The sequence below is a fragment of the Propionivibrio sp. genome, assembly GCF_029255185.1.
In the GTDB taxonomy this organism is placed as follows: Bacteria; Pseudomonadota; Gammaproteobacteria; order Burkholderiales; family Rhodocyclaceae; genus Propionivibrio.
Map to the genome: position 1 here is coordinate 1 of NZ_JAPUVO010000096.1, position 13,755 is coordinate 13,755.

11 protein-coding genes and 1 pseudogene are annotated in these 13,755 nt (G+C 57.6%); 9 read left to right on the plus strand and 3 right to left on the minus strand.

Translation table 11 applies throughout. From position 1 onward, the window contains the following. A pseudogene (locus tag Q1J43_RS07630) lies at positions 1 to 126 on the plus strand (ISAs1 family transposase); the annotation flags it as partial. Positions 127 to 171: 45 nt separating this feature from the next. Here the strand turns inward: Q1J43_RS07630 and ubiG are convergent. The 3 genes from ubiG to Q1J43_RS07645 all read right to left on the minus strand — a co-directional run bounded on the left by ubiG (position 172) and on the right by Q1J43_RS07645 (position 3,027). Then, entirely contained in the window at positions 172 to 870 is a 699-nt protein-coding gene (ubiG, locus tag Q1J43_RS07635; RefSeq protein ID WP_301101853.1) for a bifunctional 2-polyprenyl-6-hydroxyphenol methylase/3-demethylubiquinol 3-O-methyltransferase UbiG, read from the minus strand. A gap of 75 nt (positions 871 to 945) precedes the next feature. Then, the gene (locus Q1J43_RS07640; RefSeq protein WP_301101854.1) at positions 946 to 1,623 is read right to left on the minus strand and encodes an OmpA family protein; all 678 of its coding nucleotides are present in this window, start codon (positions 1,621 to 1,623) and stop codon (positions 946 to 948) included. 78 nt (positions 1,624 to 1,701) lie between these two features. Then, on the minus strand, positions 1,702 to 3,027 hold the full coding sequence (locus Q1J43_RS07645; RefSeq protein ID WP_301101855.1) for a TRZ/ATZ family hydrolase: 1,326 nt from the start codon (positions 3,025 to 3,027) through the stop codon (positions 1,702 to 1,704). Positions 3,028 to 3,336: 309 nt separating this feature from the next. On the opposite strand from Q1J43_RS07645, the gene gyrA reads away from it, so the two are divergent. The 8 genes from gyrA to Q1J43_RS07685 all read left to right on the plus strand — a co-directional run bounded on the left by gyrA (position 3,337) and on the right by Q1J43_RS07685 (position 13,735). After that, positions 3,337 to 5,958 (plus strand): DNA gyrase subunit A, encoded by a 2,622-nt coding sequence (gene gyrA / locus Q1J43_RS07650; protein WP_301101895.1) that lies wholly within the window; start codon positions 3,337 to 3,339, stop codon positions 5,956 to 5,958. Positions 5,959 to 6,006: 48 nt separating this feature from the next. Then, positions 6,007 to 7,098: a prephenate dehydratase gene (gene pheA / locus Q1J43_RS07655; RefSeq protein ID WP_301101856.1), complete on the plus strand. Its 1,092-nt coding sequence runs from the start codon at positions 6,007 to 6,009 to the stop codon at positions 7,096 to 7,098. A 28-nt stretch (positions 7,099 to 7,126) separates the two neighbouring features. After that, positions 7,127 to 8,221 carry a histidinol-phosphate transaminase gene (gene hisC / locus Q1J43_RS07660; RefSeq protein ID WP_301101857.1) on the plus strand — a complete coding sequence of 365 codons (1,095 nt, stop codon included), beginning with the start codon at positions 7,127 to 7,129 and terminating at the stop codon, positions 8,219 to 8,221. Then, the gene (locus Q1J43_RS07665; RefSeq protein ID WP_301101858.1) at positions 8,221 to 9,105 is read left to right on the plus strand and encodes a prephenate dehydrogenase/arogenate dehydrogenase family protein; all 885 of its coding nucleotides are present in this window, start codon (positions 8,221 to 8,223) and stop codon (positions 9,103 to 9,105) included. Before hisC ends, Q1J43_RS07665 begins: the two co-directional genes overlap by 1 nt. 196 nt (positions 9,106 to 9,301) lie before the next feature. Beyond that, entirely contained in the window at positions 9,302 to 11,245 is a 1,944-nt protein-coding gene (locus Q1J43_RS07670; protein ID WP_301101859.1) for a bifunctional 3-phosphoshikimate 1-carboxyvinyltransferase/cytidylate kinase, read from the plus strand. A 170-nt stretch (positions 11,246 to 11,415) separates the two neighbouring features. Further along, positions 11,416 to 13,095 carry a 30S ribosomal protein S1 gene (gene rpsA, locus Q1J43_RS07675; protein ID WP_366141862.1) on the plus strand — a complete coding sequence of 560 codons (1,680 nt, stop codon included), beginning with the start codon at positions 11,416 to 11,418 and terminating at the stop codon, positions 13,093 to 13,095. Between the two features lie 12 nt (positions 13,096 to 13,107). Continuing rightward, positions 13,108 to 13,401 (plus strand): integration host factor subunit beta, encoded by a 294-nt coding sequence (locus Q1J43_RS07680; protein WP_301101863.1) that lies wholly within the window; start codon positions 13,108 to 13,110, stop codon positions 13,399 to 13,401. 76 nt (positions 13,402 to 13,477) lie between these two features. Next, positions 13,478 to 13,735: a lipopolysaccharide assembly LapA domain-containing protein gene (locus Q1J43_RS07685; protein WP_301101864.1), complete on the plus strand. Its 258-nt coding sequence runs from the start codon at positions 13,478 to 13,480 to the stop codon at positions 13,733 to 13,735. The last annotated feature ends 20 nt before the right edge of the window (positions 13,736 to 13,755 follow it).

Sequence of the window (13,755 nt, forward strand, 5' to 3'; positions counted from 1 at the left end):
CGCCTCGTCCTCAATCTTTTCCGCCTCGACACCTCCAAGAAAAAAGGGGGTATCTATACTCGTCGCATTCTCGCCGCTTCTTCCGATGCTTATCGCGCCAGTCTCCTCGGGTTAAAGGGAATTTGATGCAATTGCCCTGTTGCCACGCCAAAAAAGAACAAATACAGGGTTTCACGTGGCCCTGACGGTGTGCAGCAGATAATTGACGCCAACATCATGGCCGAGACTGTAGCGTTGATTGAACGGGTTGTAAGTCATGCCGATCAACTCTTGTGGTTCCAGCCCGACGCTTTTTGCCCAGCGTGAAAGTTCGGAAGGTTTGATAAATTTGGCGTAATCGTGCGTACCCTTGGGAAGTATTTTGAGGATGTATTCGGCACCGACTACGGCAAACACATAGGCCTTGGCGTTACGGTTAATCGTCGAGAAGAAGACATGGCCGCCCGGTTTAACCAGTGCGGCACAGGCGGCAATGGTGCTGGCCGGGTTGGGAACGTGTTCGAGCATTTCCATGCAGGTGACAATGTCAAAATCGCCGGCGGCTTGATCGGTGAGTTCTTCTGCTGATATTTTTCGGTAATCGACCTTGTTTTTGCTTTCCAGCAGGTGCAGGCGAGCCACGGCAAGTGCTTTGTCCGAGAGGTCGATGCCGGTTACCTCGGCACCGCGTTGAGCCATGCTCTCCGACAGAATCCCGCCGCCGCAGCCAATATCAAGAATTCGCTTCCCTGAAATTCCGGCGTGACTATCAATCCAGTCCAGACGTAGCGGGTTGATTTCGTGAAGTGGTTTGAATTCGCTGTTTGGATCCCACCAGCGATGGGCGAGTTGGCTGAATTTGTCGAGTTCGTTCTGGTCGGCGTTAAGCATGGCGCACAGAGCCTCCAAGAATTGTAGAAACAAAAAAGCCCTGCCGAAGCAGGGCTTTTTGTAACATCGGCAAAATTACTTGGAGGTGCCGATGATTTCGATATCAACGCGACGATCAGGCTGCAAACAGGCGATGACTTTGGCGCTCTTCGCACCTTTACACTGGTCAGGCTTGGTAACTGGCTGCTTGCTGCCCTTGCCTTCGGTGTAAATACGGTTGGCCGGGATGCCCTTTTTGACCATGTAATCCTTGACAGCGGCGGCGCGCTTTTCGGAGAGTTTCTGGTTGTAAGCGGCACTACCGATGCGGTCAGCATGGCCGACAGCGATAACGACTTCAAGAACTAGGCTGCTGGACTTGGCAGCAACTTCGTCAAGCTTCTTCATGCCTTCAGGGCGTAGGGTAGCCTTGTTGAAGTCAAACAGCGCATCAGCGGCAACGGTGATTTTCTCGCCCATCGGCTTGGCCATGGGTGCAGCCGGTGCAGCAGGAGTAGCAGCAGCCATCTTCGGCTCGCAGACTTCCTTTGGGATCAGGTCTTTGTCGCATTTGCAACCCGCCGGATCCTTGGCAGCGCCAGCCGGAGTCCAGTAGCTGGTGCGCCAGCACAAGCCAAAATTGCTGGTGGCAACTTCACCACGGCCGTCAATAACATAGACGCGATCAACAGCCTGTGCTTGCGCCAGTGAGGCACAGAGGCCGAGAGTGGTGGCCAGAACGGCCATTATTGTGTGTTTTACAGTTTTGTTCATCTGGGATTCCCTCGTTAGTTAAAGCCTGCGGCTTCTCGTCCGCATGGCTTGTTACGCCTCGTTATTGATAAAACATAATCAAACATTGCGCGGACAAACTTGATTCTGCCACAAAGCCGCGAGTTTTATCAACTCAATTTCGTTGGTTTCAAGCCGGTGTCCGTCTGCAACGCGAATCTGACCGGCAACCCACACGTCGGTAACATGCTCACGTCCTGCTGAATAGACGAGCAGAGATGCGGCGTTGTAGCATGGGGTCAATCCAATGGCATTTACGTTTACTGCGCACAGGTCAGCGGCCTTGCCAATGCAGATCGAGCCGATCTGAGCGTCCAGGCCAAGGGCCTGGGCGCCGCCGAGCGTTGCCATGCGCAGTGCCTGATGGGCACCGACAGCTTCGGCTTGCCCGCTGCTTCCCTTGGCCAGCAAGGCGGCCAGCCGCATTTCCTGAAAAATGTCGAGTCGATTATTGCTTGCCGCGCCATCGGTACCAAGGCCAACATTAATGCCCTGTTTGACCATGTCGGTGATCGGCGCAATGCCGCTGGCAAGCTTGAGATTCGAGCTTGGGCAGTGGGCAATCGAGCAGCCGTGTTCAGCCAGGAGGGCTATTTCGTCGGCATTGAGATGAATGGCATGCACGCCAATCAGCCCGGGGCTGAGTAGCCCCAGTCGGTGTAAGCGTTCAATGGGACGCACCCCGAAACGCTCCAGGCTATCTTCAATTTCCTGTTTTGTTTCATGGAGATGCAGGTGGATCGGCAACTCGCACTGTTCGGCCAGTGTCAGGACCCGCGCGAAATTACGGTCGTTCACCGTGTAGGGTGCGTGTGGAGCGAGACAAAAGCTGAGCAGGGGTTCATCGCGTAGCTCGTCACGGGCAGCCAGGCCCTTGGCTAGATAGTCGTCGGCATCGGCTGCGTAGGGGGTCGGGAAATCCACGGTAACCAGCCCGATGGCGGCACGCATACCGCAAGCTAGCGCGGCCTTGGCGGCGGCCTTGGGGTAAAAATACATGTCGTTGAAACAGGTGATGCCGCCGCGTAGCATCTCGGCGCAGGCGAGAAGCGTGCCGTCATGTACGAACTGCGCCGAGACGTGCTTGGCTTCGGCGGGCCAGATATGATTTTGCAACCATTCCATGAGTGGCAGATCATCGCCGAGACCGCGCAGCAGCGTCATCGCAGCGTGTGTATGCAGATTCACAAGGCCCGGAATCAGGATGTGATTCGCCAGTTGTTTGACTTGGCGCGGAGAAAATCGAGCGTGCGCTTCATTTTGTTGCAAAACCGCAACAACCCGACCTTTGTCGATTGCAACAGCGTGATTTTCCAGAACGACATTCGCCGGTTCAACGGGAATCATCCAGCGAGATTCGATCAGCAGATCTATGGGTGTATTCATTGCTCGAGTCGTTTTGGTGGGTAATAAACGGGGTGGGCCAGGATTTCCTGAATTGTCCGCAAGCTTACTTCGGATCAACAGATTTTTCGAGAATCCGGAAAATCTCCATCATGTCAGCAGACAGTAGGGGAAACGCCAGGGCCTTTTCCAGGTGATGATTGATGCGGGCGAAACAGATCGATTTTGCTGTCTCGGGTTTCTGGTTGGACGATGCGGGCGTGGTAGAATCGCCGGTTTAGTCAAGACGACAACATCGACGTCGAAGTTTGGTTCTTGCTGGAACTCTCCGGATAGATAATGGAACAGCCCGTGGAACAATTCGCCAAAGAAACGCTACCCGTCAGCCTGGAAGACGAGATGCGCCGTTCATATCTCGACTACGCCATGAGCGTCATCGTCGGGCGTGCGCTGCCCGATGCGCGCGACGGCCTGAAGCCGGTGCATCGGCGTGTGCTGTTTGCTATGCATGAACTGTCCAACGACTGGAACAAGGCTTACAAGAAATCGGCGCGTATCGTCGGTGACGTGATCGGTAAATATCACCCGCATGGCGACACCGCAGTTTATGACACCATCGTGCGCATGGCGCAGGATTTCTCGCTGCGCTATATGCTGGTCGACGGGCAGGGTAACTTCGGCTCGGTCGATGGCGACAATGCCGCAGCGATGCGCTACACCGAAGTACGGATGGCGCGCATCGGCCACGAACTGCTAGCCGATATCGACAAGGAAACCGTTGATTTCGGACCGAACTACGATGGTTCGGAGCAAGAGCCTCTGATCATGCCGGCACGCATCCCGAACCTGCTGATCAACGGCTCGTCAGGTATTGCTGTTGGCATGGCGACCAATATTCCGCCGCATAACCTCAACGAAGTCATCGACGCCTGTCTGGCTTTGCTCAATAGGCCGGAAATGACTATTGATGAGCTGATTGACATCATTCCGGCTCCCGATTTCCCAACCGCCGGCATTATCTACGGCGTCATCGGCGTGCGCGAAGGCTACCGCACCGGGCGCGGTCGGGTGGTGATGCGTGGCAAGACTCACTTTGAGCCGATCAAGGGTAGCAATGATCGCCAGGCGATCATCATTGACGAACTGCCGTATCAGGTGAATAAGCGCACCCTGCTCGAAAAAGTCGGCGAGCTGGTCAACGAAAAGAAGATCGACGGCATTTCCGATCTGCGCGATGAATCCGACAAGTCGGGTATGCGCGTGGTGATCGAACTCAAACGCGGTGAAGTGCCCGAGGTCGTTCTCAACTGCCTGTACAAGCAGACGCAGTTGCAGGACACCTTCGGCATGAACATGGTGGCGCTGGTTGATGGTCAGCCGCGGCTGCTCAACCTCAAGCAGATGCTCGACTGTTTCCTCTCGCACCGGCGCGAGGTGATCACCCGGCGTACCGTTTTCGAACTGCGCAAGGCGCGCGAGCGGGCACATATCCAGGAAGGCCTGGCCGTCGCGCTCGACAATGTCGATGAGATCATTGCCCTGATCAAGGCCTCGCCGACCCCGGCTGATGCGCGGCGCGGCTTGATGGCGCGCCTGTGGATGTCGGCAACGGTTGGCCAGATGCTGGAACGGGCATTGCTCGATGCGACTCGTCCGGAAGGGCTGGCCCTGGAGTACGGACTGTCGAAGAGCGGCTATCTGCTTTCCGAGGCGCAGGCGCAAGCCATCCTTGAGCTGCGTTTGCAGCGCTTAACTGGCCTTGAGCGCGACAAGATCGTTGCTGACTTTGCTGAACTGCTCGAACGCATCGCCGACCTGATGGACATCCTGGCGCGTCCGGAGCGGATCAGCGAAATCATCGTCGAAGAATTGACTGGCATTCGCGCCCAGTTTGGCGACAAGCGGCGTTCGGAGATTGTGCTCAATACACAGGATCTGGGGATCGAGGATTTCATTACGCCGCAGGATCTGGTAGTCACGCTGTCGCATACCGGCTACATCAAATCGCAACCGCTTGCCGATTACCGTTCGCAGCGCCGTGGCGGGCGCGGCAAGCAGGCGGCGGCAGTCAAGGAAGACGATTTCGTCGACCACCTGTTTATCGCCAATACCCACGATTTCATCCTCTGCTTCTCGAACCGTGGTCGCGTTTACTGGCTCAAGGTTTATGAGGTGCCACAGGGTACGCGTAGCGGTCGCGGCAAACCGATTGTCAATATGTTCCCGCTGGAAGAAGGCGAGAAAATCAATGCCATTTTGCCGATCAAGGAATTCACCGAAGATCGCTATATTTTCATGTGCACCTCGCAGGGCACGGTCAAGAAAACACCGCTCTCCGATTTCTCAAACCCGCGCAAGGCCGGCATTATCGCTGTCGCGCTCGATGATGACGACTTCCTGATCGGCGCCGAGATCACCAGCGGAACGCAGGACATTGTCCTGGTCTCGGATGCCGGCAAAGCCGTCTGGTTCGACGAAGAAGACGTTCGCGCCATGGGTCGGACCGCACGCGGCGTGCGCGGCATGAAACTGGGTAAAGGCCAGCAAGTGCTTTCTTTGCTGGTTGCGGCGAACCATCAGGAAACGGTCCTGGTAGCGACCGAGAACGGTTTTGGCAAGCGCACCGTGCTGGCCGACTTCCGCCATTCCGGTCGCGGCACCCAGGGGGTGATCGCCATCGCCGCCAGCGAGCGTAATGGCAAGGTCGTTGCCGCCCGTTTGGTCAAGGACGAAGACGAAATCATGCTGATCACGACGGGTGGCGTACTGATCCGTACGCGGGTCAGGGAAATTCGTGAACTGGGTCGTGCGACGCAGGGGGTGACGCTGATTTCGCTGGACGCCGGCGAAAAACTCGCAGGTCTGGAGAAAGTTGTCGAGACCGAAGACGATACGGACGGTGCTCAGGACGGCATCCAGGAAGATGGTCAAGATCAGGGCGGCGAGGCGGCTCCAGAGGCCGGGCAGGAGTAGCGAACGACTGCATGAACGATTTTTGCCGACACGTGCCGGAAATAAACCATGAGCGATGAACTGCAACAGAAACTCTCTCTCGTCCGTACCGAGATCGACGCCATCGATACGCAGTTACTCGATTTCCTTAATCGTCGCGCCAGGTGCGCGCAGCAGGTGGGGCAGATCAAGGCGCAGCACGGCGAGGCCGGCTTTATTTATCGCCCGGAGCGAGAGGCGCAGGTCCTGCGCCGGATTCAGGAGATCAATCCGGGGCCTCTGTCCAACGACAGCGTCACCCGGTTTTTCCGCGAAGTGATGTCCGCCTGCCTGTCGCTTGAACAGCCACTTGGCATCGCCTTTCTTGGACCGCTCGGGACTTTTTCGGAAAGTGCGGCAACCAAGCACTTCGGCCATGCCGCGCATCTGATGCCGCAGATCTCGATTGATGATGTGTTTCGCGAGGTCGAAGCCTGCCATGCCGATTATGCCGTGGTGCCGATCGAGAATTCGACCGAGGGCGCCATCGGTCGCACCCTTGACCTGCTGTTGAACACCCCGCTAAAAATTTGTGGTGAAGTGGTGATGCGCATTCACCAGCATCTGCTCTCGAATGAAGACTCGCTCGACAACATCACCAAGGTCTATTCGCACGCGCAGTCGCTGGCGCAATGCCACGAATGGCTCAATCGCTCTTTGCCCACTGTGCAGCGCATATCGGTGGGAAGCAATGCGCAGGCCGCCCAGTTTGCAGCCAGCGAAGCGGGGGCGGCGGCGATTGCCGGTGAGGCTGCTGCCGAGCGCTACCAGTTGCCGAAGCTGGCGAGCAGCATTGAAGATGAGCCGAACAACACGACCCGTTTTGTTGTTCTCGGGCGTCAGGAATCAGGCTCCTCGGGGCGCGACAAGACCTCGCTGATCATGTCGGCGCACAACCAGACCGGGGCATTGAGTACTTTGCTCGAACCATTTTCGGAAGCCGGTGTGTCGCTGACCCGACTCGAATCGAGGCCGGCGCGCCATACCCTGTGGGAGTACGTATTTTTCGTCGATATCGAAGGTCATCGCGAGGATCCCGCCGTCACCACGGCACTTACCGAACTCGGTCGTCGTGCTGCCTATCTCAAGGTGCTCGGCTCCTACCCGGTTGCCGTTTACTGATCGACTTTCCTTCCCTCAAGGACCGCACATGAGCCTTTGTGATCAGTCGTTGCCCTATGTTCTCGCCATTTCGCCCTATCAGGCGGGCAAACCGATTACGCAACTGGCGCGCGAAATGGGTCTTCCGGTCGAGCACATCGTCAAGCTCGCCTCCAATGAAAACCCGCTAGGCATGAGCCCAAAAGCGAAAGCGGCGATGGAGAAAGCGATCGCGACGCTGGAGCGCTATCCGGATGATTTCGCACTGAAGGATGCACTGGCCAATCATTTCGGCTTGGGCGTGGAGCGCATCGTTCTTGGCAATGGCTCAAACGACGTACTCGATCTGATTGCCCGTGTTTTTCTTGCGCCCGGTCGTTCGGCAATATTCGCGCAGCATGCCTTTGCCGTTTACCCTCTGGCCTCGCTCTCGGCGGGGGCTGAACTGATCGCTGTGCCGGCCAGGGATTACGGCCATGATCTTGATGCCATGCTGGTCGCGATACGTGCCAATACGCGCCTGATCTGGATCGCCAACCCGAACAACCCGACCGGAACCTTCGTCCCATATACGCAACTTAAGGTCTTCATGCAGGCTGTACCGGCGGAGGTCGTCGTTGTCCTTGACGAGGCATACAACGATTACATACCGCCGACGGAGCGTACCGATACGACGAGCTGGTTGACAGAGTTTCCGAATCTGGTGATCACCCGTACCTTCTCCAAAATTTATGGCCTGGCCGGCTTGCGTATCGGCTATGCACTGACCTCGGCCGAGATTGCCGATCTGATGAATCGCGTGCGCCAGCCGTTCAACTGCAACAACCTGGCTCTGGCAGCGGCAACGGCCGCTCTTGATGATCATGAGTTTATCGCCAGAAGCTACGCGCTCAACCGCGCCGGATTGGAACAGATTCTCGCCGGACTCAAGCGCTTGGGCTTCTCGCATATCCCGTCGCACGGCAATTTCATCGCCTTCAAGGTCGGCGATGCCGCTGCGCTGAATCAGAAGTTGCTCAAACTGGGTGTCATCGTTCGTCCGCTAGGCGGGTACGGCATGGCGGAATGGCTGCGCGTGACGATTGGCACCGAGGCCGAGAACCAGCGCTTTCTCGAAGCGCTGGAAAGCTCGCAGGCGCTGTGATGAGCAGTACGCCGGAATTCGGCAAGGTCGTCGTTTTTGGCGTCGGTCTGATTGGCGGTTCCTTCGCGCTCGGACTCAAGGCCGCTGAACAGGTCGAGGAGGTTGTTGGTTTTGGCCGCAGCCTGTCAACGCTGACTCAGGCACTGAATCTTGGAATCATTGACCGTGTCGGCGCCAATGCCGGGCAGGAAGTCGCTGATGCCGATCTGGTCCTGATCGCCACGCCAGTCGGCCAAATGTCCGAAATCATGACACGCATTGCACCCTACCTGGGGTCGGAAACTGTTGTCACCGACGGCGGCAGCACCAAGTCGGACGTCGTCGCCATGGCGCGCAGCGCCTTCGGCAATCAGCTCGGACAGTTTGTCCCGGCGCATCCGATTGCCGGTGCGGAAAACAGCGGGGCCGCCGCCGCTCGCGCCGATCTCTACCGGGAAAAGAAAGTTGTGCTGACGCCCTTGCCGGAAAACGCCGCGCTTACCGTCGCCCGCGTCCGTTCGGCCTGGGAGTGGTGTGGTGCAGTGATCCACGAACTCGATGCGCAGGAGCATGACCGCATTTTTGCCGCAGTCAGCCATCTGCCACATCTGCTTTCGTTCGCTCTGGTTCATGAATTGGCCTTGCGCGAGAATCGTGATCTGTTGTTCAGCTATGCAGCGAGTGGCTTTCGCGACTTCACGCGGATTGCAGCCAGCCATCCGGAAATGTGGCGTGACATCTGTCTGGCCAATCGTGTTGCATTGCTTGGCGAACTCGACTGCTATCGTGCCCAGCTTGACGAGTTGCGCGATGCACTGCAACGGGGGGATGGCGCGGCGTTGGAAAAGACCTTCGCCGTCGCCCGCAGCGCACGGCGAAACTGGGACCAAGGCCTGGCCAAATGACGATCATCTGACAAACCGCATTCAACGCAAAGGACGCAGAGAAAACCAAGAGGTCGCAGAGGTTTCTGATAAGAAGGTGATTCACGCGAATGGTGAGTGTCGAATTTTTCTCTGCGTCCTCTGCGACTCTGCGAGCTCTGCACTTCCTTCGGTCGTCTCTGCGTTAAAAGAGGTTTCAACCAAGGTTTTAAGAATCATGGACTATATCGATTTGCCGCCACTGCTTTCCGCGCAAGGGACCGTGCGCCTGCCGGGTTCGAAGAGCATCTCCAATCGGGTGCTGTTGCTTGCCGCCTTGGCCGAGGGTGATACCGAAGTTCGCGACCTGCTCGAATCCGACGATACGGCGCTGATGCTCGATGCGCTCGATGCGCTTGGCGTCGATGTGGACGCGCTCGGTAACAACGCTTTTTGCGTGCATGGAGCGGCTGGCACTTTCCCGGCCAAGGATGTCGAACTGTTTCTTGGCAATGCCGGTACCGCTTTCCGCTCATTGACCGCGGCCTTGGCGCTGGCGGGGGGGTACTACACGCTTTCCGGTGTGCCACGCATGCACGAGCGACCGATCGGCGATCTGGTCAATGCCTTGCGCGATCTGGGGGCTGATGTCGCCTATCTTGATCAGGACGGTTTTCCCCCGCTCAAAATTCGTCCGGCGACGATTCTCCCGGAGGGTGTCGTACGCGTGCGTGGCGACGTGTCGAGCCAGTTTCTTACCGGTCTGTTGATGGCGCTGCCGCTCTGTGGCGTCAAGATCACCGTTGAAGTCATCGGCGAGCTCACGTCCAAGCCCTACATCGAAATCACGCTGGCCGTCATGGCGCGCTTTGGCGTGCAGGTAGAGCGTGCGGGTTGGCAGCGTTTTACGATTCCGGCGGGATCATCCTACCGATCGCCCGGCGTGATTCATGTCGAGGGTGATGCCTCCTCGGCCTCGTATTTCCTGGCACTCGGTGCGCTTGGCGGGGGGCCGCTGCGTATTGAGGGCGTCGGTTGTGATTCGATTCAGGGCGATGTGCGCTTTGCCGATGCATTGGCACAAATGGGTGCGCGCATCGAAATGGGACCGAACTGGATCGAGGCCAGTGCTCCACTCTCGGGGAAGCTGCGCGGCATTGAACTCGATTGCAACTCGATCCCCGATGCGGCGATGACCCTGGCGACCAGCGCACTGTTTGCCGAAGGCACGACCACACTAAGAAATATCGCCAGTTGGCGGGTCAAGGAAACCGACCGTATCGCGGCAATGTCGACCGAACTGCGCAAGCTCGGCGCGCTGGTGGACGAGGGGGCCGACTTTATCCGCGTGACCCCGCCGCACGGTGCGCTGCACACGCCACTCTCTGGCATTGACACCTACGACGATCACCGCATGGCCATGTGCTTCTCGCTGGTGTCGCTGGCGACCACGCTGCGCATCAATGATCCGTGCTGCGTGAACAAGACCTTTCCCTGCTACTTCAAGCAGTTTGCGCAGCTTACCCAGCCGGTTCCGGTCATCGCCATTGACGGCCCTTCGGCGTCTGGCAAGGGGACAGTCGCGGCGCGCGTGGCGTTGGCACTCGGCTGGCATTATCTTGACTCGGGCGCGCTCTATCGCCTGACGGCGCTGGCTGCCCGACGCGCTGGCGCGGCGTGGCACGATGAGGCGCGCGTGGCGGCCGTTGCCGCCGGACTCGACGTGGTGTTTGGCGAGAATTCGATCCGGCTTTCCGGCGATGATGTGAGCGAGGCAATCCGGCAAGAGGAAATCTCGTCCGGGGCTTCCCAGGTGGCCGCGCTGCCTGCCGTGCGTTCCGCACTGCTTTTTCGGCAGCGCCTCTTTCGCCAGGCGCCTGGCCTGGTCGCTGATGGGCGTGATATGGCTTCGGTCGTTTTTCCTGATGCGCAGACTAAGATATTCCTCACCGCGAGCGTCGATGTACGAGCGGAAAGGCGCTATAAGCAGTTGATCGAAAAAGGAATCGCTGCTAGTATCCTGCCTCTTTTGCTGGATTTGCGTGAACGCGACGAACGCGATAGCCAACGTAGCGTAGCGCCCTTGCAGCAAAGTGAAGATGCCCAGTTGCTTGATACGACAGAACTGACCGTTGAACAAGCGGTGGCCCAGGTACTGTTGTGGAGCAATCAGGGGTCGTAGTAAAGGCGTTACGGCAGGTGCCGTGCGTCCAAGGTGTTGCCAGTTGCCCCATTGGGCAGGGCGGCGAACCCTCAGGGTTCTCGCCAGGCGGGTGTCAGGCGCTGGCAGCTTTTTAAACGTTACCCGCAATCCTGCGGTCAGGTCACTCTCACATGTCAGCCAATCCCATTATTTCAGAAAGTTTTGCCGATCTTTTCGAAGCCAGCCTCGCGCGCCAGGAAATGCGTCAGGGCGAGGTCATTACGGCGGAAGTCGTGCGTATCGACCAGAACTTTGTCGTCGTCAATGCCGGACTCAAGTCCGAAAGCTATATCGAACGTGAAGAATTTCTAAGCGATCTAGGCGAACTCGAAGTCAAGGTCGGTGACTTCACCCAGGTCGCCATCGAGCAACTCGAAAACGGTTTTGGCGAAACCCGCCTCTCACGCGAGCGCGCCAAGCGCGTCGCTGCGTGGAACTTCCTCGAAGCGGCGCTCAACGAAGGCACCCTCGTTACCGGCACCATCACCGGCAAGGTCAAGGGCGGTCTGACCGTCATGGCCAACAGCGTTCGTGCCTTCCTGCCGGGTTCGCTGGTCGATATGCGTCCGGTCAAGGACACCACGCCGTACGAAGGCAAGACCTACGAATTCAAGGTCATCAAGCTTGACCGCAAGCGTAACAACGTTGTCGTTTCCCGTCGCGCCGTTCTTGAGGCCAGTGTTGGTGAGGAGCGCGAAGCACTGCTGTCCAACCTCAAGGAAGGCAGCATCGTCAAGGGTATCGTCAAGAACATCACCGATTACGGCGCTTTCGTCGACCTCGGTGGCATCGATGGCCTGCTGCACATCACCGACCTGGCCTGGCGCCGTGTCCGTCACCCGTCCGAAGTTCTGGCCGTCGGCGACGAAGTGCAGGCCAAGATTCTCAAGTTTGACCAGGACAAGAACCGCGTCTCGCTCGGCCTCAAGCAGCTTGGCGAAGATCCGTGGGTCGGCATCTCGCGTCGTTATCCGCAAAGCACCCGCCTGTTCGGCAAAGTTACCAACCTGACGGATTACGGCGCTTTCGTCGAAATCGAGCAGGGCATCGAAGGCCTGGTGCACGTCTCCGAAATGGACTGGACCAACAAGAACGTCCATCCGTCCAAGGTCGTTCAGCTGGGCGACGAAGTCGAAGTCATGATCCTCGAGATTGACGAAGAGCGTCGCCGCATCTCGCTTGGCATGAAGCAGTGTGCTGCCAATCCGTGGGATGAGTTCTCGATGAACCAGAAGAAGGGCGACAAGGTTCGTGGCGCCATCAAGTCGATCACCGATTTCGGCGTATTCATTGGCTTGCCAGGCGGCATTGATGGCCTGGTGCACCTCTCCGACCTGTCGTGGTCGATTCCGGGCGAAGAAGCGATCCGCAACTTCAAGAAGGGTGACGAAGTCGAAGCCGTGGTTCTGGCCATCGACACCGAGAAGGAGCGCATCTCCCTGGGCATCAAGCAGCTCGATGGCGATCCCTACACCAGCTTTATTGCGACCCACGAAAAGAATGCCATTGTGCGTGGCGTCGTCAAGTCACTCGATGCGCGCGGTGCAATCGTCACCCTTGACGGCGACATGGAAGGCTATCTGCGCGCTTCCGAAGTGTCGCGTGATCGTATTGACGATCTGACCAAAGTTTACAAGGAAGGTGACGCAGTCGAAGCGATGATCATCAACATTGATCGCAAGACGCGTTCGATCAACTTGTCAATCAAAGCCAAAGACCAGGCCGAGCAGCACGAAGCGATGCAGAAGTTTTCTGTGGACAGCAGCGTTAGCTCGGGCACGACCAATCTTGGCGCTCTGCTGAAAGCCAAGCTCAATAACCCGCAATAAGGCTTGATGAGCATGACCAAGTCAGATCTGATAGCGCAGTTGGCGGAGCGTTTTCCGCAACTGGTCGCGAAGGACGCAGATTTTGCGGTCAAGATGATTCTCGATGCGATGTCCGAAGTTTTGGTCAAGGGTGATCGTATCGAGATTCGCGGCTTCGGTAGTTTTTCACTGAACTATCGACCGCCGCGCATCGGTCGTAACCCCAAGTCCGGGGACAAAGTCAGTGTCCCTCAAAAATGGGTGCCGCATTTCAAGGCCGGCAAAGAACTGCGTGAGCGTGTCGATAGTGCGCTCAATGCGGTCTGAATGACAAGGCTTGGGCACGAGTAATACACCGGGCGGCAACGAGAGTTGCCGCCCTTTTCATTGTGGAGGTTGACGGATGCGTGCCTTGCTGTGGGGCTGTCGGATTTTCATATTTCTGTTCTTGCTCGCCTTTGCGCTGAAGAATTCTGACCCTGTTAGCGTCCGCTTCTTCTTCGATACCGCTTGGCAGGCGCCACTGATTATCATCGTTCTTGCCTTTTTTGCGGGTGGTGCGGCCCTCGGCGTGCTGTCGGTACTCGGCACGGTTTTCGGTTTGCGCCGGGAAGTGTCGCGATTGAAGCGAGAAGCGAATCAAACAGGGAAGAACGCTTGAACCACAACGAGCGCAACGAG